We start from the raw sequence: 23867 nt of genomic DNA on the forward strand, positions 1-23867 counted from the left end.
AATTCTGGCCACCGGACCCCGGCTGCGGCCGCGCGTCACTCCGGGGGAGGCATGTGTGACGCACACATGTGAGGCGGCTCTCAGCTGACGGCTTTGTGCGACTCCCACAAGCGTGAGGGCCTCTGAGCAGTCGGAACGCCTGCACCAGGCCATGGTTCTGTTCAGTGCTACCAGGAAAACGACCTGGAGACTGTGAGGAGTCGACGGCTCGCAATCAGCGGCGGGCTTCGTAAGGTCACTACATGACCGTTTTGGATGAGGCGCCGGGTGAGCCGACCGACGCGCGCGGACGCGTGGCCGAACTGCACGAGATCCGTGCCCGGGCACTGGCCGGCCCGGGCGGGAAGGCGACCCAGGCGCAGCATGCCAAGGGCAAGCTGACCGCGCGGGAGCGTATCGAACTGCTGCTGGATCCGGGCTCGTTCCGTGAGGTGGAGCAGTTGCGGCGGCACCGGGCGACCGGTTTCGGTCTGGAGGAGAAGAAGCCCTACACCGATGGTGTGATCACCGGCTGGGGGACGGTGGAGGGGCGGACGGTGTTCGTCTACGCCCATGACTTCCGGATCTTCGGCGGTGCGCTGGGGGAGGCGCACGCCGCGAAGATCCACAAGATCATGGACATGGCCATCGCGGCCGGGGCGCCGCTGGTGTCGCTGAACGACGGTGCGGGGGCCCGTATCCAGGAGGGCGTCTCGGCGCTGGCCGGGTACGGGGGGATCTTCCAGCGCAACACCAGGGCGTCGGGGGTGATCCCGCAGATCTCGGTGATGCTGGGCCCGTGCGCGGGCGGTGCCGCCTACAGCCCGGCGCTGACGGACTTCGTGTTCATGGTCCGTGAGACCTCGCAGATGTTCATCACCGGCCCGGACGTCGTCAAGGCGGTGACGGGGGAGGAGATCACCCAGAACGGGCTCGGCGGTGCGGACGTGCACGCCGAGACCTCCGGGGTGTGCCACTTCGCCTACGACGACGAGGAGACCTGCCTTCACGAGGTGCGCTACCTGTTGTCCCTGCTGCCGCAGAACAACCGGGAGAACCCGCCGCGGGTGGAGAGCTCCGATCCCGCCGAACGCCGCGGCGAGGTCCTGCTCGACCTCGTCCCGGCCGACGGCAACCGCCCCTACGACATGGCGAAGGTGATCGAGGAGATCGTCGACGACGGCGAGTACCTCGAGGTCCACGAGCGCTGGGCCCGCAACATCATCTGCGCGCTGGCGCGGATGGACGGGCAGGTCGTCGGGATCGTCGCCAACCAGCCCCAGGCGCTGGCCGGCGTGCTGGACATCGAGGCCTCCGAGAAGGCCGCCCGCTTCGTGCAGATGTGCGACGCCTTCAACATCCCGATCCTCACCTTCCTGGACGTCCCCGGCTTCCTGCCGGGCGTCGACCAGGAGCACGGCGGGATCATCCGGCACGGCGCCAAGCTGCTCTACGCCTACTGCAACGCCACCGTGCCGCGCATCAGCCTGATCCTGCGCAAGGCCTACGGCGGCGCCTACATCGTCATGGACAGCCAGTCCATCGGCGCCGACCTCACCTACGCCTGGCCGACCAACGAGATCGCGGTGATGGGTGCCGAGGGCGCGGCCAACGTCATCTTCCGCCGTCAGATCGCCGAGGCGCCAGACCCCGGGGCCATGCGGGCGCGCATGGTCAAGGAGTACAAGTCCGAGCTGATGCACCCCTACTACGCGGCCGAACGGGGCCTGGTCGACGACGTGATCGACCCCGCCGAGACGCGTGAGGTGCTGATCCGGTCCCTGGCGATGCTCCAGACCAAGCACGCCGACCTGCCGTCACGCAAGCACGGCAACCCGCCCCAGTAACTGGGAGAACAGACGATGACGACACCTGACATCCGCGTCGAGAAGGGCCACGCCGAGCCGGAGGAGGTGGCCGCGATCGCGGCGATCCTCATGGCCCGTGCGGCCACCCCGCCGTCCGCCGCTCCGGCCCACCGGGGCCGGCCCCGGGCGGGCTGGCGCCGCCTGGAACGCGAACCGGGCTTCCGAGCCCCCCACAGCTGGCGCTGACCCAGAAGGGCCCCTCCTCAAGGAGGGGCCCTTCTGCGCACCCCCCGAGGGCCGCGAGGCCCTGCGCGACCGGCCCCCGGCACGACTGCCCGCAGGCGGCGGGGGGCGCGGGGAACTGTGCGGCCGGCCCCCGGCACGACTGCCCGCAGGCGGCGGGGGGCAACGCCCCTTCAGGGGCGCGGGGAACTGCGCGGTCGGCCCCCGGCGGCCCGCACCCGGCGTGCGACAGCGCCCGCCACCTCGGGGGCTGAATGCACCAGCCCCCCGCGGCAACACGCCGTGGGGGGCTGGTGTGAGTGGGGGAGGGCTAGCGGAGGCGGGCCATCAGCGCGTGCTCCACAAGCGTGATCAGCGCCGACTTCGCATCGGCCCGATGCCGCGCGTCCGTCGTGATGATCGGGGTGTCGGGCCCGATCTGCAGCGCCTCCCGCACCTCGTCCGGCTGGTACGGCTGCTGTCCGTCGAAGCCGTTGAGGGCGATGACGAACGGCAGACCGGAGTTCTCGAAGTAGTCGACCGCCGGGAAGCAGTCGGCCAGACGACGCGTGTCGACCAGCACGATCGCGCCGATGGCGCCGCGGACCAGGTCGTCCCACATGAACCAGAAGCGGTCCTGGCCGGGTGTACCGAAGAGGTACAGGATCAGGTCCTGGTCCAGGGTGATGCGGCCGAAGTCCATGGCCACCGTGGTGGTGGTCTTGTCCCGGTGTGGGTGAGGTCGTCGATGCCTGCCGAAGCAGACGTCATGACGGCCTCCGTGCGCAGCGGGTTGATCTCCGAAACGGCCCCGACGAACGTGGTCTTGCCCACGCCGAAGCCACCCGCCACCACGATCTTCGCCGAGGTGGTGGAGCGGGAAGGACCGCCGCTAGAGCTTGCGAAGTCCACTGAGCACCCTTTCGAGCAGTGTCACGTCTGGCTGGCCGCCGGCGCTCTCGTCGCCGCCGGGCTGATGGATGGCGACCAGTCCCGCCTCCGCCAAGTCGGCGACGAGGATCCTGGCCACGCCGAGAGGGATGGTCAGCAGGGCCGAGATCTCGGCCACCGACTTGATTTCCCGGCAGAGGTTGCAGATCCGCTGATGCTCGGGCAACTGGCCCTGCATCTGGTGCGGCTGCGCGGTGGTGTGCACCAGCGCCTCGATGGCGAGCTGGTACCGCGGCCTGGTACGACCGCCCGTCATGGCGTACGGGCGCACCAGGGGATTGTTCGACGCCCCGGCGGGCGTCGGCTCGGGTGCTCGGCGCTGCGGCTGCACGGGCTGGATGCGCGGGGCCTGCGGCTGGTCGTACGGCGAGGGGCCGGGGCCCTGTGGCGCGTACGGCTGCCGGTGCTGTGGCGCGGAGGGGTAACCGTACCGGTTCTGGGAACCGTCGTTCTGACCCTGGGCAGGGCCGTACGACCAGTTACCCGCTGATGAACCGTCTGGGGGTGTTGCCACTTTCTCCTCCTCCGACTGTGCCTGGCACCCATCACTGTGGAGCCGCGTCCCGAAACCTTACGGCCCCGGGACGCCATAACGCACCGTCCGCTTGTCAGTTGAGAAGGCTCCCCTGGAGCTCCGCTCGAAGGTCCGGCGTGAGGACCGTACCCGCTCGGTCGACCAGAAGGGCCATCTCGTAACCAATGAGACCGATGTCCGCCTCGGGATGTGCGAGAACGGCGAGGGACGAACCGTCGGAAATGGACATGATGAAGAGGAATCCCCGCTCCATCTCCACAACCGTCTGGTTCACGCTGCCGCCCTCGAAGATGCGGGAGGCGCCTGCCGTCAGAGACGTCAGACCGGAGGCGACGGCCGCGAGCTGATCGGCGCGGTCGCGGGGAAAGCCTTCGGACATCGCCAGAAGGAGTCCGTCGGCGGAGACCACCACCGTGTGGGACACCCCCGGGGTGTTGTCCACGAAGTTGGTGATCAACCAGTTCAGGTTCTGTGCCGCCTGGCTCATCGGGCTCACACTAACGCTCCTGGTTGTAGGTGCTGTCAGGACCGAAGCCCTGGCCGTTCGTTTCACTGCCTGCCGTGCGGCCCCGTTGGACACCGCGCCGCAGGTTGCTCAGCCTGCCCCGGACGTCCTCCGGGGCGCGGGAGACCTGTGGGCCTCCCTGGGGGGTGGTTTCGGCGGCTCCCTGGACCAGGTTGGCCTTCGGGACCCTCCGCGGCAGACCGGAGGAGGTCACTCCGCCCGCCTTGGGCTTCCGGAGCTGCGAGGCCTGCTGCCAGCGCTCGTCGTTCGCCGAGCGCCAGCCGCTGTCGCCGTTGCTCTCCGGGGTGGTGGCCGGCGGCTCCTGGTTCCCGTGACCCGCGCCGCCCGGACCGCCCGCGTTGCTCGCGGTGGAACCGCGGCGCGGAAGCCCGGCATCGGTCAGCTCGTGGGCCTCGGAAGGAGCCGGTCCCGGACGGTCGAAGCCTACGCCGTCCTGCTCACGTACGTCAGCGGCCTGCGCGGATTCACCCTCCGGGGTCTGAGCAGGGTACTGGTCCGGGTAGCCGTTGCGGTAGCCGTCGTTCTGCGGCCAGTCGTCGTTCTGACGCCGGTCGCCGAAGCCCTGGAAGGAGCCGGTGGCACCCGCGGGGGCCTGGCCGCTGCGGTCCGGCTCGGCGTACGTGCCGTTCGGGTAGCCGCCGTTCGACGGGAAACCGTCGTTCTGCGGCAGGCCGCCGTTCGGCGCGTAGTAGCCCTCGCCGTACGTCTGCTGCTGCTGTTCGCCGTACCCGGCCTGCTGTCCGTCGCCGTACGCCTGCTGGTCGTACCCGGCGCCCTGCTGGTCCTGGTAGCCGTTGTCGTAGCCCTGGCCGTCGTAACCCTGGCCCTCGTCGTAGCCCTGCGGGGCGGCGAACTCGTCCTGGTAGCCGGACGTCTCGGCACCCTGCTGGTCGTTGCCGGCGGTCAACTCGCCCTGCTCCGGCTGCGACTGGGACTCGAGGGCCGCCCGGCGCTCCTCGCGCATCAGGGAACGGCCGACGGGGTCCAGCTCGCGGATGTCGTCCGGGACCTCCGCGTAGCGGCTGTCGTCGAAGCCCAGCTCCGCGGCGGTGCGCATCGGCTCCTGGCCGAAGTTCTCACCGGGGTAGTTCTGCTCGGGGATGATCTGCGAGACGGTGAACTCGTCGCGGTCCATCGGCTGCTCGCCGCCACCACCGTGGGTGATCGCGTCCGGCAGCATGACCAGCGAGGTGGTGCCGGCCTGCTCGCCCGAGGGGCGCAGCTGGACGCGGATGCCGTGCCGGTCCGACAGCCGGCCGACCACGAACAGGCCCATGCGCTGCGAGATCGCGGCGTCCACGGTCGGCGGGTTGGCCAGCTTGTGGTTGATGTCCGCGAAGTCCTCGGCGGTGAGGCCGATGCCCTTGTCGTGGATCTCGATCATCACGCGGCCGTCGGGCAGACGGGTCGCGGTGACGCGCACCTTGGTCTGCGGCGAGGAGAACGTCGTGGCGTTCTCCAGCAGCTCGGCGAGCAGGTGCACGAGGTCGGTGACCGCGCGGCCGTGGATCTCGGCGTCCGGGACGCCGGACAGCTCGATGCGCTCGTACTGCTCCACCTCGGAGGAGGCGGCACGCAGCACGTCGACCAGCGGGACCGGCTGGTCCCAGCGGCGGCCCGGCTCCTCGCCGGCGAGGACCAGGAGGTTCTCGCCGTTGCGGCGCATACGGGTCGCGAGGTGGTCCAGCCGGAACAGGTTCTCCAGCTGGTCCGGGTCGGCCTCGTTGTTCTCCAGGTCGGTGATCAGGGTCAGCTGGCCCTCGATCAGCGACTGGTTGCGGCGCGACAGGTTGGTGAAGATCGCGTTGATGTTGCCCCGCAGCAGGGCCTGCTCGGCCGCGAGCCGGACGGCCTCGCGGTGGACCTGGTCGAAGGCGCGGGCGACCTCGCCGATCTCGTCCGTGGAGGTGATCGGGATCGGCGCGACCCTGGTGTCCACCCGGCCCGGGTCGGTACGGGAGAGCTGGTCGACCAGCATCGGCAGGCGCTGCTCGGCGATGCCGAAGGCGGCGTTGCGCAGCTGGCGCATGGACTTGCTCATCTGCCGGGCCACCATGCCGGCCAGGATGAACGCGGCGAGCAGCGCGAGCACGACCCCGGCGCCGGTGATGAAGGCGTCCCGCTGCGCGTCGTCGGCGATCCGCGAGGCCTCGCTCACCGCGGCGTCGGCCAGACCCGACTCGATCTCGCGGTAGCCGTCGAACCTGAGGGTGTTCACCGCCCACCAGTTCTCCGGGGTGATGCCCTTCTCGGCGAGCTCGGCGCGCGCGGACTCGTCCGTGGTGGACAGGCGGCCGATCTCGGAGATCATCGTCTCCGGCTTGGCGGGCGGCGGGACGTAGTCCGGGTCCCTCTGCGCTGCGTCCTTGGACATCGCGACGCCCTCGGCCTGGAGGCGCGCGGTGACCTCTTCCAGCTTGGCGTTGTCCGCCTCGGTGCCGCCGCCCTTGTACTCGTCGAGAGCGATGTTCTCGAGGTAGGCGTACGACAGGAAGGCCACGCGCTGGCTGGCGAGCTGGCTGTCGGTCGGGCCCGGCTTCACCAGGAGGTGCATGCCGATGGAGCGCTCCAGCGACAGCGCGGACTTGGTCAGCGAGATCGCGTAGACCGTACGGCCGTAGCTGGTGACGTTGCCGGCGCCGAGGCTGAGCTCGTTGGCGAACTCCATCAGGGGGTGGGCGACGGCGACGTAGCCCTCCTCCGTCTCCACGCCCTTGAGCTTCGAGGTGTAGGCGCCGGCGCGCAGCCCGGACAGCTTGGGCTCGGCCTCGCGGAGGAGCTTCAGCCGGCGCTCCAGTCCGGGTGTGGCCGGCATGCTCTGCACGGCCTCGTCGAAGGCGTCGGCGGCCCGGTCGGTCGCGGCCCGCACCTTGGTGACGTCCGCGTCGTCCTGGCCCTTGCCGGTCAGCAGCGGCACCGCGCTGACGTCGCGCTCGTTGTAGAGGGCGTTGGCGTAGGTCAGGGACGCCTGCACCAGACGCGCGGTGTTCTCGGCGTCCTGGGCCTCGTTCCAGGTGTCGATCGAGCTCTTCACCTGGAAGCCGCCCATGACCAGACCGACGAGCACGGGTATGAGCAGGATCGCGTTGAGCTTGGTGGGTACCCGCCAGTTGCGCGGGGACATGCGTCCGCCGCTCGACGCGGGCGCGGCCTTCGGCTCGGGACCGGGCACGGGGGCGGGCGCCGCTGTGCGCGGCGGCGGCGTGAAGTTGCCCCGGGCCGACGGCTCGGGACTGTTCTTGCTTCGCCTCACTCGACCAACAACCTCTCGGCGGTCGGCACCTTCGTCGTGCCGCAGTGTCTCAGAGCCCCGGCATGCCATCGACTACTGAGTACGTCTTTGACCCATGGGCAGTTCAGGCATTCCAGCATGCCGACGAGCGCTCTTCCAAACATGGAAAGGCGATGGTTCCGAGCGAGGTAAGCCCCAGATAAAACGGTCATAAAGAGCGAGCACCGTCAAATGACGAGGCTTCCATGCGCACAGCGGTACCGCTTGTACGCATCGCGTGTCTGCCTCACCCGATTCCTCTGCCGAAACGTTATGAACACCGGTGCCGGCGGTGTCAAAGGACACAGCCGGCACCGGTACATCTACGACAACCGCAGTATGTCGCCCTCCGCCAGGCTCTACCTGAGTCGCGCCATGAGGGCGTGTTCGACCAGGGTGATCAGCGCACTCTTGGCGTCCGCGCGGTGGCGGGCGTCCGTGGTGATGATCGGGGCGTCGGGTCCGATCTGCAGCGCCTCGCGCACTTCCTCCGGCTGGTACGGCTGCTGTCCGTCGAAGCCGTTGAGGGCGACGACGAAGGGCAGTCCGCTGTTCTCGAAGTAGTCGACCGCGGGGAAGCAGTCGGCGAGGCGGCGGGTGTCGACGAGGACGACGGCGCCGATGGCGCCGCGGACCAGGTCGTCCCACATGAACCAGAAGCGGTCCTGGCCGGGTGTACCGAAGAGGTACAGGATCAGGTCCTGGTCCAGGGTGATGCGGCCGAAGTCCATGGCCACCGTGGTGGTGGTCTTGTCCCCGGTGTGGGTGAGGTCGTCGATGCCTGCCGAAGCAGACGTCATGACGGCCTCCGTGCGCAGCGGGTTGATCTCCGAAACGGCCCCGACGAACGTGGTCTTGCCCACGCCGAAGCCACCCGCCACCACGATCTTCGCCGAGGTGGTGGAGCGGCTTTCGGAGACCGCCCCGCCGCTAGAGCTTGCGAAGTCCACTGAGCACCCTTTCGAGCAGTGTCACGTCCGGGGCGCCGGTCGTCTCGTCGCCGCCCGGCTGATGCACGGCGACGAGTCCCGCCTCCGCCAAGTCGGCCACCAGGATCCGGGCAACACCCAGCGGCATGTTGAGCAGCGCCGATACCTCGGCGACCGACTTCACCTCACGGCACAGATGGCAGATGCGCTGGTGCTCGGGAAGGAGCCCCATGAGCGCTGCCGGATCGGCCGTCGTACTGATCAGAGCCTCGATGGCCAGTTGGTAGCGCGGCCTGGTCCGGCCGCCGGTCATCGCATACGGACGAACCAGCGGCTGGTCGCCCTCGTCCTCGTACGGCTCCGCGTACGGATCATGAGAGGCGGTGGGCGGGGTCATGAATCCTCCGGGCGGGACAGCAAGCGGTCAGTCAAGCCGTCTGAAGGGGCCGGTGGGGGGAATTGTGGCGGCCGGACGGTGATTTGGTGAGACGGGTGGTGCCGGGGCCGATCAGTGGAGCAGACTTCCCTGTAGTTCGGCGCGCAGGTCCGGGGTGAGGACCGCCCCCGCGCGGTCGACCAGGAGCGCCATCTCGTAGCCGACGAGGCCGATGTCGCACTCGGGGTGCGCGAGCACGGCGAGGGACGAGCCGTCGGAGACGGACATGAGGAAGAGGAATCCCCGCTCCATCTCGACGACCGTCTGAGCGACGTTGCCGCCCTCGAAGATCCGCGAGGCGCCGGCCGTCAGGGAGGTCAGCCCCGAGGCGACGGCCGCGAGCTGGTCCGCGCGGTCGCGCGGGAAGCCCTCGGAGAGCGCCAGGAGGAGACCGTCGGCGGACACGACGACGGTGTGGGACACCCCGGGGGTGTTGTCCACGAAGTTGGTGATCAACCAGTTGAGGTTCTGTGCCGCCTGGCTCATCGGGCTCAACTAACGCTCCTGCTGGTGAGTGGGGTGCGGGAAGCTGCCGGTCTGTGAGGGACCGGCCTGACGACCCTGTGCGATACCCCGGCGGAGATTGGTCAGCCGGCCGCGCACGTCATCGGGGGCGCGCGAGACCTGAGGACCGCTCTGGTGGGACTGCTGCTGAGCTGTGCCCGGGACGAGGTTCGCCTTGGGCACCCGGCGCGGCAGGCCGGAGGTGGTGACGCCGCCCGCGGCCGGCTTGCGGACGCGTTCGGCCTGCTTGACGAGCTCGTCGTTGGGCGAGCTGCGCCAGGCGGCGTTGGACCGCTGCGGGCCGGTCTGGCCCTGCGGCTGCTGAGGGGGCTGCTGGGGCTGGTGCTGCTGCTGGGGCTGGTACTGCTGGGGCGCCGCCGGAGCCGCGCCGCCCGCCTGCTCCTGGGCGCCGCCCTGGCCGCCGCGGAACCAGTTGGTCTCGAGCGTGTCGTACAGCGGCGTACGGCCGTCGCCCGGACCGGTCGCCGGCGGCAGGGCCCAGGCGTCGGACGCCTGGCGCTGCTCCTCGGGACGCTGCTGCGGGGGCTGCGGACGCGGGGCGCCGAAACCGCCGTCGGGCCTGCCGTTCATCCGCGGGCGCTCGAACTGGCCCGTGGAGGACGGGTCACCGGCGTTGCCGCGGTCGGGCAGGGCGTACTGGCCGGTCGAGCCGTTGTCCTGGCCCGGAGCCTGGTACTGGCCGGCGGCACCGTTGTCGTAGCCCTGCACGGCGGGGAACTGGCCGGTGGCGGGCGGGTTCTGGCCGCCGGGACCGCCCTGCTGGCCGCCGAAGATGTCACCGCGGACGAACTGGCCCGTGGCGTGGGCGCCGTTCGTGCCCGGCTGGGCGTACTGGCCCGGGTGCTGACCGTTCGCCGGACCGTGAGCGGGAGCCGCGGGGCTCTGCTGCTGCTCGTCGAACCGGGGGATCTCCGCCGTCGCGCCGGGACCCTGGTGGTCGTCGAAGCGGGGCATCGAGGCGGTGCGGGAGACGTCCGGCTCCTCGTGGCCGCGCGGGGCGTCCATCGAGGCGCGCGGCACCGGCGGCTGGGCGTTCTCGTCGCTCCAGCTGGGCACGCGCTGCTGCTGGTCGCCGCCGGGCAGTTCCGGACGGGCACCGCCGCGCGGCGGGAGCTGGGGACGGCGGCCGCGCTCGGCGGGGGCGTTGCCCCGCTGCGGGGGCACCTGGCCCCGGGCACCGCCGAAGGCGTCCTGGCCCTGGTTCCCGCCCTGGCCCGAGGCCTGCGGGGCACCGGGGGCCTGGGCGCCGAAGGCACCCGCGCCGGCCGGCGCGGGACGGCCCTGCGGCGGGGCGGAGGGAGCGCCCTGGTCGAACAGCGAGGGCGTCTGGTTGCCCGACGGACCTTGCGGTCCCCGGGCACCGGGCCGGGCGCCGTCCCGTCCGGGCAGCGCGGCCCGCGGACCCTGGCCGGATCCGAGGCGGCCACCGGGAGCACCGGCGCCGAGGGCGCCGCCGCCGGGCTGACCGGCTCCGGCGGAGCGCCGGGCCGCGGCGGCACCGGCGGCGGCCTGCGCGGCGGCCGGACCACCGGCGCCGGGCTGACCGGGCTTGCCCTGAGGCTTCTTGCCGCCCTGGGCGACGTCGACGGGCAGCATGACCAGCGCGGTCGTACCACCGGAGTCGGACGGGCGGAGCTGGATACGGATGCCGTGGCGCTGCGACAGCCGGCCGACCACGAACAGACCCATGCGGCGGGAGACGGAGACGTCCACGGTGGGCGGCGAGGCGAGCCGCTCGTTGATCGCCGCCAGGTCCTCGGGGGACAGACCGATACCGGTGTCGTGGATCTCGATCAGCACCCGGCCGTCGGGCAGGGCGTGACCGGTGACCTTGACCTTGGTCTGCGGGGAGGAGAACGAGGTCGCGTTCTCCAGCAGCTCGGCGAGCAGGTGCACGAGGTCGTTGACGACCCGGCCGGCCACTTCGGTGCTGGGCACCGCGGCCAGTTCGATGCGCTCGTACTGCTCCACCTCGGACGCGGCGGCGCGGAGCACGTCGACCAGCGGGACCGGACGGGTCCACCGGCGGCCGGGCTCCTCACCCGCGAGGACGAGGAGGTTCTCACCGTTACGGCGCATACGCGTGGCGAGGTGGTCCAGCTTGAACAGCGAGGACAGCTGGTCCGGGTCGGCCTCGCGGGACTCCAGTTCGGAGATCAGCGACAGCTGACGCTGGATGAGACCCTGCGACCGGCGCGAGAGGTTGGTGAACATCGCGTTGACGTTGCCCCGCAGCAGGGCCTGCTCGGCGGCGAGGCGTACCGCCTCGCGGTGCACGTCGTCGAACGCCGCGGCCACACGGCCGATCTCGTCCCGGGAGTGCACACCGACCGACTCCACGGACGTGTCGACGTCCTGCGGGTCCGACTCGGAGAGCTGCTTGACGAGGTCGGGCAGGCGCTCCTGGGCGACCCGGGTGGCGGTGTCCTCCAGGCGGCGCAGCGAGCGGATCATGGAGCGGGCCACGACGAAGGCGCCGACCAGGGACACGCCGAGCACGATGAGGATCAGGGCACCGGAGACGATCGCGTCGCGCTCGGTGGCGCTGCGCAGCTCACGGGCCTTCTGTTCCATGTCCTCGAGCAGCGAGTGCTCGATGTTCTTCATCTGCTGGATCTTGGTGGAGCTGTCGTCCAGCCAGTCGCGGTAGGAGCGCGCGCCGACCGAGGCGAGACCGTACTGCGAGGCCAACGCGCGGCCGGCGTACTCGTCGGTGGCCTTGATCGTGGTGTTGCCCTCTTCGATGGGCAGCAGCAGCTCGGCGGCGAGGTCCTCGCCGTAGATGCTCTTGAAGCTGCGGAGCTCGGACTTCTGGCTCGTCAGGGCCGATTCCGCGTACAGCCGGTCGTTCTCGTTCAGCTTGCCCTTGGTGGTGTTGCTGGCGGGCAGCGCCGCGGCGAGGACGGCGCGCTGGACCGAGGCGTACTCCTTGGCGGAGGAGAAGGACGCCAGGGCACGCGTGCGCTGGATCATGTCGGGGTTGCTGGTCGCCTCCGCCATGTCCTGCGAGAGGTCGATCAGGTTCTCGATCAGGCGGTGATAGCCCTCGACGGTCTGGGTCGAGTTGTTCTCCGTCTGGAAGGCCGTGTTGCGGATCTTCTCGAGCTCGCCCAGGTCACCGGCGATCTGCACCAGGTTGTCGCGGACGCCCTTGAGGTTGCCGTCCTTGCTCGCGGCGTCGATCTCCTCGGAGCTGTCGAGGAAGTTCGACTTGGCGCGGTCGGTCTTCTCCCGGTAGCCCTTGACCGAGAAGTCCGTGCCCTTGCCGCCGTGCGCGAGCGGACCGGCCGACTGGTCGCGCTCCTCCTGGAGCGCGTGTGCCAGTTCGGTGGCCTGCTTGGTCATGTCCGTCAGCAGCTTCATGTTGTCGAGCTGCTGGATGTCGTCCATCGACTGCTGGATACGCAGCGCGCCGAGCGAGGTGGCCGCGACCACGGGCAGCGCGAGCAGCGACACCAGACGGGTCGAGATGCGCCAGTTGCGCAGGGCTATTCGCGAACCCGGGCCGGTCGACTCGGCGGGGGCGGCCGACGGCGAAGTCGGCGGTGCGGGCGGCGCGCCCGCGCCGGGGCGCTCGCCGCCGTTGCCGGGCGTGGTCGAACCCTGGCTCTGGGCGTGCTGGGGCGAGGAGCTGACGGCCTTGGGGCCAGTCCCGCCCTGCGGCTCCGGCTCCGCCGAAGCGCTGCCATCCCTCTTGAAACGTCCCTGCACTAGCGTCGCAACCTCTGAACCAGGCGCCCCTCCGCGTGAACGGCGAGGCACGGTGTCGGCGTCATAGGGGCGCCCTGAATACGCCCCCGTGGTGGTCGTGATGATCCGGCGCCGGTCCCCCATCTCGCCGCCACTCGGCGCGTGGTCGCGCCCCCTGTGCGCCGGCTCGATCCCTGCGGCGGTCCGTGAGATTCCAGCACAGTGCAGGATCTCCAACAAGGCCCGTGGGCTTACCCGTGACATACGTGACACCCGGTGAGTGACACATCACCGGGGGTAGAAAAGGATCTTGTCGATATCGGGCGAAACGACGCGGACCGGCGAGGTGGTGCGGGTGTCCCAGTCGGCATGATCAGCAGCGGAATGGTCGCTTCAGGGGGTCAATGTCCGATTCCGGTCACCCCGGAACGGGTCCACATTGCCTGAAATGTTCATCACTTCGTGAGGAAACTCACACCGAGATCACCGGATCCGCACCCGGGTCGCCGGGAATTCAATGTTTAGCCTGACGCTTTACAGGGACGGCAGAACTGACAACCCGCGCCCGCGTGAGGTCCTCCGGACCCCGCCGGGCGCCCGTGCACAGGACAGGGTCAAGTAAACAGTGAAGACGACGACGATGTTCCACAAGATCGCCAACCCGCGGCGCACGACGCTGGCGCACCTCGGCGGTGCCGACGAACTGCGGACGCCGGTACAGCAGGAGCACCCCGTCGAACTCCCCGCCCAGACTGCCAACCCCAAGCGCACCGTCCTCATGGAGATCCCCGTCGCGGCCGACGCCGCGCACTGACACCGGTCCATACGCGCGACGGCCGCGAAACGCTCAACGCGCACCGCGCGACCACGAGGGGCGCCCCACCACGGACGGTGGGGCGCCCCTCGTCGGTGCGTCGGGCCGGGACCCCTGCGCGTTAGCCTGGAGCGTCAGACTCCAGCCGCTTCAGTCAAGGGGACCAGCATCCCGTGCGCATCGCCAGATTCTCCATCGACGGGAACGTCGCCTTCGGCGCGGTCGAGGGCGAGAAGCAGGACGAGCTCGTCCTGGACATCATCAAGGGCATCCCGTTCGCGGACTTCGAGCTCTCCGGCACCAAGGTCCCGGTGAGCAAGGTCAGGCTGCTGCCCCCGGTGCTCCCGAACAAGGTGGTGGCCTTCGGCCGCAACTACGCCGAGCACGCCAAGGAGATGGGCAACGAGGTGCCCGACGCCCCCTTCGCCTTCTTCAAGCCCGCCACCTCCGTCGTCGGCCCCGGTGACGAGATCCAGTACCCCTCCTTCTCGCAGGACGTGCACCACGAGGCCGAGCTCGCCGTGGTCATCGGCCGGCTCTGCCGGGAGGTCCCGCGCGAGCGCGTCAAGGACGTGATCTTCGGCTACACCTGCGCCAACGACGTCACCGCGCGCGACGTCCAGAAGCGCGAGAAGCAGTGGGCCCGGGCCAAGGGCTTCGACACCTCCTGCCCGCTCGGCCCCTGGGTGGAGACCGAACTGGACCCGAACGACCTGACGATCCAGCTCACGGTCAACGGCGGCCAGCGCCAGCTCGGCCGCACCAGCGAGATGATCCACTCCATCGAGGACCTGATCGTCAACATCTCCGAGGCCATGACGCTGCTCCCGGGCGACGTCATCCTCACGGGCACCCCGGCTGGGGTCGGCCCCCTGCACGTCGGCGACGAGGTCGCCGTCACCATCGAAGGCATCGGCACTCTCACCAACAAGGTTGTCAAGCGTGGCTAGCGCATCCGCCGTACGCGTCCGTTTCTGCCCGTCGCCCACCGGTAACCCCCATGTGGGCCTGGTCCGCACCGCCCTGTTCAACTGGGCGTTCGCCAAGCACCACGGCGGCACCCTGGTCTTCCGCATCGAGGACACCGACGCGGCCCGCGACTCCGAGGAGTCCTACAACCAGCTGCTCGACTCCATGCGCTGGCTGGGCTTCGACTGGGACGAGGGCCCGGAGGTGGGCGGCCCGCACGCGCCGTACCGGCAGTCGCAGCGGATGGACATCTACCGGGACGTCGCGCGCAAGCTCCTCGACGCCGGCCACGCCTACCACTGCTACTGCTCCCAGGAGGAGCTGGACACCCGCCGCGAGGCCGCCCGCGCCGCCGGCAAGCCGTCCGGCTACGACGGCCACTGCCGTGAGCTCGCGCCCGCGCAGGTCGAGGAGTACCAGGCCCAGGGCCGCGAGCCGATCGTCCGCTTCCGGATGCCCGACGAGCCGATCACCTTCACGGACCTGGTCCGCGGCGAGATCACCTACCAGCCGGAGAACGTCCCGGACTACGGCATCGTGCGCGCCAACGGCGCCCCGCTGTACACCCTGGTCAACCCGGTCGACGACGCCCTCATGGAGATCACCCACGTCCTGCGCGGCGAGGACCTGCTCTCTTCCACCCCGCGCCAGATCGCCCTGTACCGGGCGCTGATCGAGCTGGGCGTCGCCAAGGAGATCCCCGCCTTCGGCCACCTGCCGTACGTGATGGGCGAAGGCAACAAGAAGCTCTCCAAGCGTGACCCGCAGTCCTCGCTCAACCTCTACCGCGAGCGCGGCTTCCTGCCCGAGGGCCTGCTCAACTACCTCTCGCTGCTCGGCTGGTCGCTCTCCGCCGACCAGGACGTCTTCTCGGTCGAGGAGATGGTCGCCGCCTTCGACATCGGCGACGTCAACCCCAACCCGGCCCGCTTCGACCTGAAGAAGTGCGAGGCGATCAACGCCGACCACATCCGCATGCTCGATGTGAAGGACTTCACCGAGCGCTGCGCCCCGTGGCTGAAGGCCCCGTTCGCGCCCTGGGCGCCCGAGGCCTTCGACGAGGCCAAGTGGCAGGCGATCGCCCCGCACGCGCAGACCCGCCTCAAGGTCCTCTCCGAGATCACGGACAACGTCGACTTCCTGTTCCTGCCCGAGCCGGTCTCCGACGAGGCGTCCTGGAACAAGGCGATGAAGGAGGGCTCCGACGCCCTGCTGCGCACCGCGCGGGAGAAGCTGGAGGCCGCCGACTGGACCTCCGCCGAGTCGCTGAAGGAGGCCGTCCTGGCCGCAGGCGAGGCCCACGGCCTCAAGCTCGGCAAGGCCCAGGCCCCGGTCCGCGTCGCGGTCACCGGCCGCACCGTCGGCCTGCCGCTCTTCGAGTCCCTCGAGGTCCTGGGCAAGGACACGACGCTGGCCCGCATCGACGCGGCCCTGGTGAAGCTCGCCGGCTGAGGCCGTCCGCCGTCGGGGGCGGCGCCCGGACGCATCCGGGCGCCGCCCCCGTTCGTTCCCGGGTACCGTCGGTGGCATGGACATCGTCGGGGCCATGGACATCCGCGCCGTCGTCTGGGACGTCGACGACACGCTGTTCGACTACACCTCCGCGGACCGGGAGGGCATGCGCGCCCATCTCGTGGCCGAGGGGCTGCTCGCGGGACACGGGTCCGTGGAGGAGGCGCTGGCACGCTGGCGCGAGATCACCGATCAGCAGTGGGCGCGGTTCGCCGCCGGCGAGGTGGACTTCGAGACCCAGCGGCGCGACCGTACCCGGGTGTTCCTGGGGCGCGAGCTGACCGACGCCGAGGCGGACGCCTGGTTCGACCGTTACCTGGTCCACTACGAGTCCGCCTGGAGCCTCTTCCCGGACGTGCTGCCCGTGCTGGACGCCCTCGCGGAGAGCCACCGGCACGCCGTGCTCTCCAACTCCAGCCTGCATGTGCAGGACCGCAAGCTGCGCGTGCTCGGGGTGCACGACCGCTTCGAGGCCGTCCTGTGCGCCGCCGAGCTGGGCGTCTCCAAGCCGGAGCCCGCCGCCTTCCTGGCCGCCTGCGAGGCGCTCGCGCTGCCCCCGCAGCACGTCGCGTACGTCGGGGACCACCCGGAGATCGACGGCCGGGGGGCCGCCGAGGCCGGGCTGCTGTCGGTGTGGATCGACCGCGCCGACGCCCACGCGACGGTGGAACCGCCCGTGGGCCCGCGGCGGATCGCCTCCCTCTCCGAACTCACGTCGCTGCTGCGCGCCGATACTCGTTTTGGAGCCCCGTCCACCTTCAGGTAATGTTCTTCCTGCGCCGCGGGGAGCGGGCCGGAAGGCCGGAGCCCCGAAGCGCAGAACTAGAACAAGATCCCCTCAGGGGCTTGCGTTCCAGTGGCCTATGGTGTAATTGGCAGCACGACTGATTCTGGTTCAGTTAGTCTTGGTTCGAGTCCAGGTAGGCCAGCTCGCAGAGCTCATCTGCACCCGCGGATCACATCCGCAAGCCCCCGTTGTGTAGCGGCCTAGCACGCTGCCCTCTCAAGGCAGTAGCGCCGGTTCGAATCCGGTCGGGGGTACAGATCCTTCCCGCGAGGACAGTCAGGGTAGCTCCCTCTGTCTTCGATGCAGGATCGCTAGGGCCCCCGTTGTGTAGCGGCCTAGCACGCCGCCCTCTCAAGGCGGTAGCGCCGGTTCGAATCCGGTCGGGGGTACTGACTGGTCTAAACCATCATTGGTCTATGGTGTAATTGGCAGCACGACTGATTCTGGTTCAGTTAGTCTTGGTTCGAGTCCAGGTAGACCAGCAGGATCTGCGGAAACGCATGATCCACGCCCCCGTTGTGTAGCGGCCTAGCACGCCGCCCTCTCAAGGCGGTAGCGCCGGTTCGAATCCGGTCGGGGGTACACAGGACGAAAGCCCTCCACTTCGGTGGGGGGCTTTCGCGTTGCCGCTCACTCGATGCCGTACCGGCGCGCCGACTCCTCCTCCTGCGCCAGCCGGTGCAGGGCCCGCAGCACCGGCTCGAACAGCACCGCCGACGCCACCGCCAGCTCCACCTGCTCCGTCGGCGAGGCGTACGTCTCCATGTGGTCCAGCTGCCGGGACGCCACCTGGTGCATCAGCCGGCCGTACGGGGCCATCAGTTCGGCGTCCCAGGGGTAGCCGAGCCGGCGCAGCGTCGCCACCGCCACCACCAGCGAGCGGTACACGGGGGAGAGCGCGGCCAGCTCCCGCGCGGTCTCCCAGCCCAGCGCCTCCAGGAGCCGTTCCACCTCCACGCGGGCGGCCACGACGTCCGGGTCCTCCTCGTCCGGCTCCGGGTCCTGCGGCAGCGCCCACAGCGCCGCGCCCAGCCGGATGGTGCGGCCCAGGGAGTCGTCGTCGATGTGGCCCAGCACCTCGCGGGCCTTCGCCACCGGGACGCCTCCCACCTGGATCAGGGCGCGCACCAGACGCAGCCGGCGCAGGTGCTCCTCGTCGTACTCCGCCGTCGTGGCGTTGACCCGGCGGCCGGGCGGCAACAGTCCTTCCCGCAGGTAGTACTTGATCGTCGCGGTGGACACACCGCTGCGTTCGCTCAACTCGGCCAGCCGCACGTCTTGCGCCTTTCTTCGGATAGCGGGGCCATCCAATAGCTCCGTGGGAGCACATCCAGCCCACCCTACGGATGCGGGAGCACGTCACGCGGCGCAGGTCCGCCGGCACGAAGCGCGCGACCGCGGCGGACGAGCGGGCGTCGTCGTCCTGCTGACCGGCATGCGGACCAACCGCGTTCCGGGCGGCGCGCCACTGGCTCCCGGTCCTCCTCGGTTCCGTGCGTACGTGGTGCCGCAGGAGCAACGACGAGTCACCAAGAAACCGGCGACGGCGGAGCAGCCGGAAAAGGCGGCACCGCCGGTGACGGCCGGCGGCGCGTGAGACGAGGAAGGGGCCGCCGCGGCGTTGAGGCGGACCCGTTCCCGAGGGAGGTGTGCGATGGACGGGGGAAGCGTCAGGAACGGCGCAGCGCCTCGGACAGGCGGCCGGCGGCGTCGATGACGGCCTGGGCGTGCATCCGGCCCGGGTGCCGGGTCAGCCGCTCGATGGGCCCGGAGACCGACACGGCGGCCACCACGCGGTTCGACGGACCGCGCACCGGCGCCGAGACGGACGCCACGCCCGGCTCGCGCTCGCCGATCGACTGGGCCCAGCCGCGGCGCCGTACGCCCGAGAGGGCCGTGGCCGTGAACCGGGCGCCCTGCAGGCCGCGGTGCAGCCGCTCCGGCTCCTCCCAGGCCATGAGGATCTGCGCGGACGAACCGGCCTTCATCGTGAGCGTGGAGCCCACCGGGACCGTGTCCCGCAGACCGGACAGGCGCTCCGCCGCGGCGACGCAGATGCGCATGTCGCCCTGGCGGCGGTAGAGCTGGGCGCTCTCGCCCGTCACGTCGCGCAGGTGGGTCAGCACCGGGCCGGCCGTCGCCAGCAGCCGGTCCTCGCCCGCGGCCGCGGCCAGTTCGGCGAGCCGTGGGCCGAGAATGAAGCGCCCCTGCATGTCACGCGCCACCATGCGGTGATGCTCCAGCGCCACGGCCAGGCGATGGGCCGTGGGTCGTGCCAGTCCGGTGGCACCGACCAACCCCGCGAGGGTGGCCGGGCCGGACTCCAGAGCGCTCAGGACGAGTGCTGCCTTGTCCAGAACGCCGACGCCGCTACTGTTGTCCATGCAACGATACTTGCGTCTCACTCTGTGAAACGCAAGTTCAATTTTCCGTGGAACCCGCCACTCTTGAAGCACGAATCAACGCGGCCCGTGGACCACCGGGCCTGACGGCGGACGCCCGGTGACAGGGGCGCGGGCGCCGTCTCACAGATCTCTAGTTGGGCCGGAGAGCTGCATGCCGGCCGGAGGGAAAGCGATGGGTAGGACACTCGCGGAGAAGGTCTGGGACGACCACGTCGTCCGGCGCGCCGAGGGCGAGCCCGACCTCCTCTTCATCGATCTGCACCTGCTGCACGAGGTGACCAGCCCCCAGGCCTTCGACGGCCTCCGTAAGAACGGCCGCCGGGTGCGCCGTCTCGACCTCACCATCGCGACCGAGGACCACAACACCCCCACCCTCGACATCGACAAGCCCATCGCCGACCCGGTCTCCCGGGTCCAGCTGGAGACGCTGCGCAAGAACTGCGCGGAGTTCGGCGTCCGGCTGCACCCGCTGGGCGACGTCGAGCAGGGCGTCGTACACGTCGTCGGTCCGCAGCTGGGTCTGACCCAGCCCGGCATGACCGTGGTCTGCGGCGACTCGCACACCTCCACGCACGGCGCCTTCGGCGGACTGGCCTTCGGCATCGGCACCTCCCAGGTCGAGCACGTCCTGGCCACCCAGACGCTGCCGATGGCCCGCCCCAAGACCATGGCGATCACGGTCAACGGTGAGCTGCCCGAGGGCGTCACGGCCAAGGACCTGATCCTCGCGATCATCGCCAGGATCGGTACGGGCGGCGGCCAGGGCTACGTCCTGGAGTACCGCGGCGAGGCCATCGAGAAGCTCTCGATGGAGGCCCGCATGACCATCTGCAACATGTCGATCGAGGCCGGCGCCCGCGCGGGCATGATCGCCCCCGACGAGACGACGTTCGCCTACCTCGAGGGCCGTCCGCACGCCCCGAAGGGCGAGGACTGGGACGCCGCCGTCGCCTACTGGAAGACGCTGAGGTCCGACGACGACGCCGAGTTCGACGCCGAGGTCGTCATCGAGGCCTCCGAACTGTCGCCGTTCGTCACCTGGGGCACCAATCCCGGGCAGGGCGCCCCGCTCTCCGCGTCGGTCCCCGACCCGGCCTCGTACGAGGACGCCTCGGAGCGGTTCGCCGCCGAAAAGGCGCTGGAGTACATGGGGTTGGAGGCCGGCCAGACGCTGCGCTCCATCAACGTGGACACCGTCTTCGTAGGTTCCTGCACCAACGGCCGCATCGAGGACCTGCGCGCCGCCGCCGACGTCATCAAGGGCCGCAAAGTCGCCGACGGCGTACGGATGCTGGTCGTCCCCGGCTCCGCGCGGGTCGGTCTCCAGGCCGTCTCCGAGGGCCTGGACGTGGTCTTCAAGGAGGCAGGCGCCGAGTGGCGGCACGCGGGCTGCTCGATGTGCCTGGGCATGAACCCCGACCAGCTCGCCCCCGGTGAGCGCTCCGCCTCCACCTCCAACCGCAACTTCGAGGGACGGCAGGGCAAGGGCGGCCGTACCCACCTGGTGTCCCCGCAGGTCGCCGCCGCCACCGCGGTGCTCGGGCACCTGGCCTCCCCGGCCGACCTCGCCGCCGCCGACGACCGCACGCCCGCTGGAGTCTGATCAGTCATGGAAGCATTCACCACCCACACCGGCCGGGCCGTCCCGCTGCGCCGCAGCAACGTCGACACCGACCAGATCATCCCGGCCCACTGGCTCAAGAAGGTGACCCGGGACGGCTTCGAGGACGGGCTCTTCGAGGCCTGGCGCAAGGACCCGGAGTTCGTCCTCAACCGCCCCGAGCGCGCGGGCGCCACGGTGCTGGTCGCCGGCCCCGACTTCGGCACCGGCTCGTCCCGCGAGCACGCCGTCTGGGCGCTGCAGAACTACGGCTTCAAGGCCGTGATCTCCTCCCGCTTCGCCGACATCTTCCGCGGCAACTCGCTGAAGAACGGACTGCTGACGGTGGTCCTCGACCAGAAGACCGTGGATGCGCTGTGGGAGCTCACCGAGTCCGACCCGACCACGGAGATCACCGTCGACCTCGAGGCGCGTGAGGTGCGCGCCGAGGGCGTCACCGCTCCCTTCGAGCTGGACGAGAACTCCCGCTGGCGGCTGCTGAACGGGCTCGACGACATCTCCATCACGCTGCGGAACGAGGCGGACATCGCCACGTACGAGGCGAAGCGCCCGTCGTTCAAGCCGCGGACGCTCACCGCCTGACCCCGCGCGCGGCCGAAGTCCTCGCCTTCACGTCGACTTTCGGCCACCGGATCACCCCTCCCGTACCCCCGATCGGACCGATCGGGGGTACGGCCGTCTCTGCACCCGTTCGGCTCCGCGCGTCCTCTTGAGTGCCGTCAACTTGCCACGTTAGAACGGTTGTTGCCTGGGTACACGTGTCACACACCCGTGAATCCCGGGTGTGTACGGAAAGCCGTCCGGCGTGGCAGTTGCCCCCTGCGCAGGCGACAACTCGCCCCAGATGGCACAATCTGTGCATGGAACACGACGGCCAACTCCAGCTCTATACGGCGGTCGCGGTCCAGCTCAAGGAAGCGCACTCGAGGGTGCGCGCACTGCAAGTCCCGGAGGGCGTACGGATGGCGCTGACCCGGAAGCTGCTGGTCATTACGGCCGTGGCCAAACACGATCTCGCCGGTGCGGCAAGGCGCCTGGAGCGGTTCACCACGGACCTCGACGAGGGTCGAATCCCCGAAGAGGAACGCTGAACCAGCCGGGACAACCGAGTCCGTTGCGGCACAAGGGTGATTAGCCCGTTTCGTGTTTGATTTGCGGTATATATCTGCCTAACGTGCGAAAAAGCTTGAACACATACGTTCTGGCGATGTCTCCGAAGGGGAAGACGTGAACAAGGCGCAGCTCGTAGAAGCGATTGCCGACAAGGTGGGCGGCCGCCAGCAGGCCGCCGACGCCGTCGACCACGTACTGGACGCCATCGTCCGCGCGGTCGTCTCGGGGGAGCGGGTCTCGGTCACCGGCTTCGGTTCGTTCGAGAAGGTCGACCGTCCGGCCCGTTACGCCCGCAACCCCCAGACGGGCGAGCGGGTTCGGGTCAAGAAGACCTCCGTCCCCCGCTTCCGCGCGGGCCAGGGCTTCAAGGACCTGGTCAGCGGCTCGAAGAAGCTGCCGCGTGGCGGTGAGGTCTCCGTCAAGAAGGCGCCCAAGGGCAGCCTGACCGGCGGCGCTTCGGCGACGGTGAAGAAGGCCGCCGCGAAGAAGACCACGGCGAAGAAGGCCGCCACCGCGAAGAAGACCGCGGCCAAGAAGACGACCGCCGCGAAGAAGGCCACCACCAAGACGGCCGCCGGCAAGACCACGGCGAAGAAGGCCCCCGCCAAGACGACGGCGACGGCCAAGACCGCCACGGCGAAGAAGACCACCGCGAAGAGCGCCCCGGCGAAGAAGGCGACGGCCAAGAAGGCCCCCGCCAAGAAGTCGACCGCGCGCAAGACCACCGCCAAGAAGACCACCGCCCGCAAGAAGTAGCGGGCGTCTCGTCCCCTTCGAGCCGAGCGGTACTCACGCGCCGGGCCGGACTCCTCCGGGAGCCCGGCCCGCGGTGTGTCCGGGGCCGCCCCTGAGTCTCAGAACGTCTGCAGTGTCACCAGCGTGATCCGGCGGGACCCGCCCTCGCCCTCCGTCTCCAGCCGCACCCGCTGCCCGGGACGCAGCAGCCTCAGCCCGCCCGCGTCGAACGCGGCGGCGTCGAACGGCACCGGGGTGCCGTCGTCCAGGAGCACCTGACCGCTGCGGCTGTCGGGGTCGTAGGTGTACGCGGTGGCCTGCATGCCGGAAGCCTACTGCTGCCCCGCGGGCAACCGCGCGGCGACCGCGGCCGTGTGGGGACCCACGCCCAGCGCCAGCGCGGCCCGCAGGTCGGCGCCGGTGTCCACGTCCTGCCGCACGGAATCGACGGCGTCGAGGGACAGTTCCACCGCACCGGACGCCCGGTGACGGGCACGGGAATCCGTACCGAAGAACGGACGCAATTCACGGCCCCGGCTCGCGGCGAGCAACGTGGTGCCGAGCCCCGCGGAATCCGGGAGAAAGGAACGGGGGAATTCCGCCGCCGCGTCCAGGACCCGGGCCAGTTCGGCCGGGCGCAGCGCCGGCAGGTCCGCGTTCAGGGCCGCCACCGATCCGGCCCGGCGGGCGGCGCCCACCACCGCCGCGGCATGGGCCAGCGCCTCGTTGAGCCCGGCGCGCGGCTGGTCGGGAACCGTCCCGGCGCCCAGCGCGGCCAGCTCGCGGGCGGCCAACGCGTCGTTGGTGACGACCACCACATCCCGTACGGCGGCGCACTCCAGCGCGGCCGCCACCGTGTCCTGCGCGAAGGCGAGCGCCAGTCCCGGACGCAGACCGTCGTCCGCGGTGTCCGCCAGCCTGCTCTTGGCCTGCGGCAGGGGCTTCAGGGGTACCACCAAGGTCCACTGCACGAGTGTTGCGTCCCTCTCTTGTCACGGTCATTGTCACCCGGGGCGGTCGGCGGCCGGGGGACCGGGCG

General features: G+C 70.3%; 21 protein-coding genes, 5 tRNA genes and 1 pseudogene. 15 read left to right on the forward strand and 12 right to left on the reverse strand.

All coding sequences use genetic code 11. The features are described 5' to 3' along the window. The first annotated feature begins 242 nt into the window (after positions 1 to 242). Both F3L20_RS06905 and F3L20_RS06910 read left to right on the forward strand, forming a co-directional pair. The gene (locus F3L20_RS06905) at positions 243 to 1826 is read left to right on the forward strand and encodes an acyl-CoA carboxylase subunit beta (RefSeq protein ID WP_150153083.1); all 1584 of its coding nucleotides are present in this window, start codon (positions 243 to 245) and stop codon (positions 1824 to 1826) included. 15 nt (positions 1827 to 1841) lie between these two features. Beyond that, positions 1842 to 2033 (forward strand): acyl-CoA carboxylase subunit epsilon, encoded by a 192-nt coding sequence (locus tag F3L20_RS06910; protein ID WP_145829950.1) that lies wholly within the window; start codon positions 1842 to 1844, stop codon positions 2031 to 2033. Between the two features lie 307 nt (positions 2034 to 2340). On the opposite strand, the pseudogene F3L20_RS06915 reads toward F3L20_RS06910, so the two are convergent. The 8 genes and pseudogenes from F3L20_RS06915 to F3L20_RS06950 all read right to left on the reverse strand — a co-directional run bounded on the left by F3L20_RS06915 (position 2341) and on the right by F3L20_RS06950 (position 12893). Beyond that, positions 2341 to 2921, reverse strand: a pseudogene (locus tag F3L20_RS06915) (GTP-binding protein). Next, the gene (locus F3L20_RS06920) at positions 2902 to 3474 is read right to left on the reverse strand and encodes a DUF742 domain-containing protein (RefSeq protein WP_024888674.1); all 573 of its coding nucleotides are present in this window, start codon (positions 3472 to 3474) and stop codon (positions 2902 to 2904) included. Before F3L20_RS06920 ends, F3L20_RS06915 begins: the two are co-directional and overlap by 20 nt. 94 nt (positions 3475 to 3568) lie before the next feature. Further along, the gene (locus F3L20_RS06925) at positions 3569 to 3982 is read right to left on the reverse strand and encodes a roadblock/LC7 domain-containing protein (protein ID WP_004983065.1); all 414 of its coding nucleotides are present in this window, start codon (positions 3980 to 3982) and stop codon (positions 3569 to 3571) included. 10 nt (positions 3983 to 3992) lie between these two features. After that, complete coding sequence (locus tag F3L20_RS06930; protein ID WP_167534483.1) at positions 3993 to 7274, reverse strand: nitrate- and nitrite sensing domain-containing protein; 3282 nt, start codon at positions 7272 to 7274, stop codon at positions 3993 to 3995. A 377-nt stretch (positions 7275 to 7651) separates the two neighbouring features. After that, the gene (locus F3L20_RS06935; RefSeq protein WP_145829948.1) at positions 7652 to 8242 is read right to left on the reverse strand and encodes a GTP-binding protein; all 591 of its coding nucleotides are present in this window, start codon (positions 8240 to 8242) and stop codon (positions 7652 to 7654) included. Then, entirely contained in the window at positions 8223 to 8618 is a 396-nt protein-coding gene (locus F3L20_RS06940; RefSeq protein ID WP_004924977.1) for a DUF742 domain-containing protein, read from the reverse strand. Before F3L20_RS06940 ends, F3L20_RS06935 begins: the two co-directional genes overlap by 20 nt. A 111-nt stretch (positions 8619 to 8729) precedes the next feature. Further along, entirely contained in the window at positions 8730 to 9143 is a 414-nt protein-coding gene (locus tag F3L20_RS06945; protein WP_004983056.1) for a roadblock/LC7 domain-containing protein, read from the reverse strand. A 9-nt stretch (positions 9144 to 9152) separates the two neighbouring features. Continuing rightward, positions 9153 to 12893: a sensor histidine kinase gene (locus tag F3L20_RS06950; RefSeq protein ID WP_150153087.1), complete on the reverse strand. Its 3741-nt coding sequence runs from the start codon at positions 12891 to 12893 to the stop codon at positions 9153 to 9155. A gap of 604 nt (positions 12894 to 13497) precedes the next feature. Here F3L20_RS06950 and F3L20_RS06955 point away from each other — a divergent pair. The 9 genes from F3L20_RS06955 (at position 13498) to F3L20_RS06995 (ending at position 17536) form a co-directional block, all read left to right on the forward strand. After that, a complete protein-coding gene (locus F3L20_RS06955) occupies positions 13498 to 13686 on the forward strand; it encodes a hypothetical protein (protein WP_167534421.1) in 189 nt (62 codons plus the stop codon). Positions 13687 to 13859: 173 nt separating this feature from the next. Further along, entirely contained in the window at positions 13860 to 14636 is a 777-nt protein-coding gene (locus F3L20_RS06960) for a fumarylacetoacetate hydrolase family protein (protein ID WP_150153089.1), read from the forward strand. Beyond that, positions 14620 to 16107: a glutamate--tRNA ligase gene (gene gltX / locus F3L20_RS06965; RefSeq protein WP_206338867.1), complete on the forward strand. Its 1488-nt coding sequence runs from the start codon at positions 14620 to 14622 to the stop codon at positions 16105 to 16107. The genes F3L20_RS06960 and gltX overlap by 17 nt, the downstream gene beginning before the upstream one ends. A gap of 94 nt (positions 16108 to 16201) precedes the next feature. Continuing rightward, on the forward strand, positions 16202 to 16933 hold the full coding sequence (locus F3L20_RS06970) for an HAD family hydrolase (RefSeq protein ID WP_150157247.1): 732 nt from the start codon (positions 16202 to 16204) through the stop codon (positions 16931 to 16933). 91 nt (positions 16934 to 17024) lie between these two features. Next, positions 17025 to 17096 (forward strand) — tRNA-Gln (locus F3L20_RS06975). Between the two features lie 39 nt (positions 17097 to 17135). Next, positions 17136 to 17208: transfer RNA gene (locus F3L20_RS06980), tRNA-Glu, on the forward strand. Between the two features lie 62 nt (positions 17209 to 17270). Further along, a tRNA-Glu gene (locus tag F3L20_RS06985) sits at positions 17271 to 17343 on the forward strand. 21 nt (positions 17344 to 17364) lie between these two features. Next, positions 17365 to 17436, forward strand: a tRNA-Gln gene (locus tag F3L20_RS06990). A gap of 27 nt (positions 17437 to 17463) precedes the next feature. Continuing rightward, positions 17464 to 17536 (forward strand) — tRNA-Glu (locus F3L20_RS06995). Between the two features lie 48 nt (positions 17537 to 17584). On the opposite strand, the gene F3L20_RS07000 is transcribed toward F3L20_RS06995, so the two are convergent. Continuing rightward, on the reverse strand, positions 17585 to 18229 hold the full coding sequence (locus F3L20_RS07000) for a MerR family transcriptional regulator (RefSeq protein ID WP_145829944.1): 645 nt from the start codon (positions 18227 to 18229) through the stop codon (positions 17585 to 17587). A 395-nt stretch (positions 18230 to 18624) separates the two neighbouring features. After that, positions 18625 to 19338, reverse strand: a complete 714-nt coding sequence (ndgR, locus tag F3L20_RS07005; protein WP_004924944.1) for an IclR family transcriptional regulator NdgR — start codon at positions 19336 to 19338, stop codon at positions 18625 to 18627. A 193-nt stretch (positions 19339 to 19531) separates the two neighbouring features. Here ndgR and leuC point away from each other — a divergent pair, with 193 nt between their 5' ends. From leuC to F3L20_RS07025, 4 genes are all read left to right on the forward strand, one after another. Continuing rightward, positions 19532 to 20962, forward strand: a complete 1431-nt coding sequence (gene leuC, locus F3L20_RS07010; RefSeq protein ID WP_145829943.1) for a 3-isopropylmalate dehydratase large subunit — start codon at positions 19532 to 19534, stop codon at positions 20960 to 20962. Between the two features lie 6 nt (positions 20963 to 20968). Further along, positions 20969 to 21562 (forward strand): 3-isopropylmalate dehydratase small subunit, encoded by a 594-nt coding sequence (gene leuD / locus F3L20_RS07015; protein ID WP_145829942.1) that lies wholly within the window; start codon positions 20969 to 20971, stop codon positions 21560 to 21562. Positions 21563 to 21840: 278 nt separating this feature from the next. Continuing rightward, on the forward strand, positions 21841 to 22071 hold the full coding sequence (locus F3L20_RS07020; protein WP_024887922.1) for a hypothetical protein: 231 nt from the start codon (positions 21841 to 21843) through the stop codon (positions 22069 to 22071). A gap of 136 nt (positions 22072 to 22207) precedes the next feature. Then, complete coding sequence (locus F3L20_RS07025) at positions 22208 to 22849, forward strand: HU family DNA-binding protein (RefSeq protein ID WP_150153093.1); 642 nt, start codon at positions 22208 to 22210, stop codon at positions 22847 to 22849. A gap of 98 nt (positions 22850 to 22947) precedes the next feature. On the opposite strand, the gene F3L20_RS07030 is transcribed toward F3L20_RS07025, so the two are convergent. Beyond that, on the reverse strand, positions 22948 to 23151 hold the full coding sequence (locus tag F3L20_RS07030) for a hypothetical protein (RefSeq protein ID WP_145829939.1): 204 nt from the start codon (positions 23149 to 23151) through the stop codon (positions 22948 to 22950). 9 nt (positions 23152 to 23160) lie between these two features. Next, positions 23161 to 23799, reverse strand: a complete 639-nt coding sequence (gene cofC, locus F3L20_RS07035) for a 2-phospho-L-lactate guanylyltransferase (protein ID WP_150153095.1) — start codon at positions 23797 to 23799, stop codon at positions 23161 to 23163. Positions 23800 to 23867: the final 68 nt, after the last annotated feature.

It is taken from the genome of Streptomyces tendae (assembly GCF_008632955.1).
In the GTDB taxonomy this organism is placed as follows: Bacteria; Actinomycetota; Actinomycetes; order Streptomycetales; family Streptomycetaceae; genus Streptomyces.

Excerpts from the sequence above, each read along its gene's own strand:
- F3L20_RS06905 (WP_150153083.1), top strand. The coding sequence starts at position 243 with ATGACCGTTTTGGATGAGGCGCCGGGTGAGCCGACCGACGCGCGCGGA.
- F3L20_RS06910 (WP_145829950.1), top strand. The coding sequence starts at position 1,842 with ATGACGACACCTGACATCCGCGTCGAGAAGGGCCACGCCGAGCCGGAG.
- F3L20_RS06925 (WP_004983065.1), bottom strand. The coding sequence starts at position 3,982 with ATGAGCCAGGCGGCACAGAACCTGAACTGGTTGATCACCAACTTCGTG.
- F3L20_RS06940 (WP_004924977.1), bottom strand. The coding sequence starts at position 8,618 with ATGACCCCGCCCACCGCCTCTCATGATCCGTACGCGGAGCCGTACGAG.
- F3L20_RS06945 (WP_004983056.1), bottom strand. The coding sequence starts at position 9,143 with ATGAGCCAGGCGGCACAGAACCTCAACTGGTTGATCACCAACTTCGTG.
- F3L20_RS06970 (WP_150157247.1), top strand. The coding sequence starts at position 16,202 with ATGGACATCCGCGCCGTCGTCTGGGACGTCGACGACACGCTGTTCGAC.
- ndgR (WP_004924944.1), bottom strand. The coding sequence starts at position 19,338 with ATGGACAACAGTAGCGGCGTCGGCGTTCTGGACAAGGCAGCACTCGTC.
- leuC (WP_145829943.1), top strand. The coding sequence starts at position 19,532 with ATGGGTAGGACACTCGCGGAGAAGGTCTGGGACGACCACGTCGTCCGG.
- leuD (WP_145829942.1), top strand. The coding sequence starts at position 20,969 with ATGGAAGCATTCACCACCCACACCGGCCGGGCCGTCCCGCTGCGCCGC.
- F3L20_RS07020 (WP_024887922.1), top strand. The coding sequence starts at position 21,841 with ATGGAACACGACGGCCAACTCCAGCTCTATACGGCGGTCGCGGTCCAG.
- F3L20_RS07030 (WP_145829939.1), bottom strand. The coding sequence starts at position 23,151 with ATGCAGGCCACCGCGTACACCTACGACCCCGACAGCCGCAGCGGTCAG.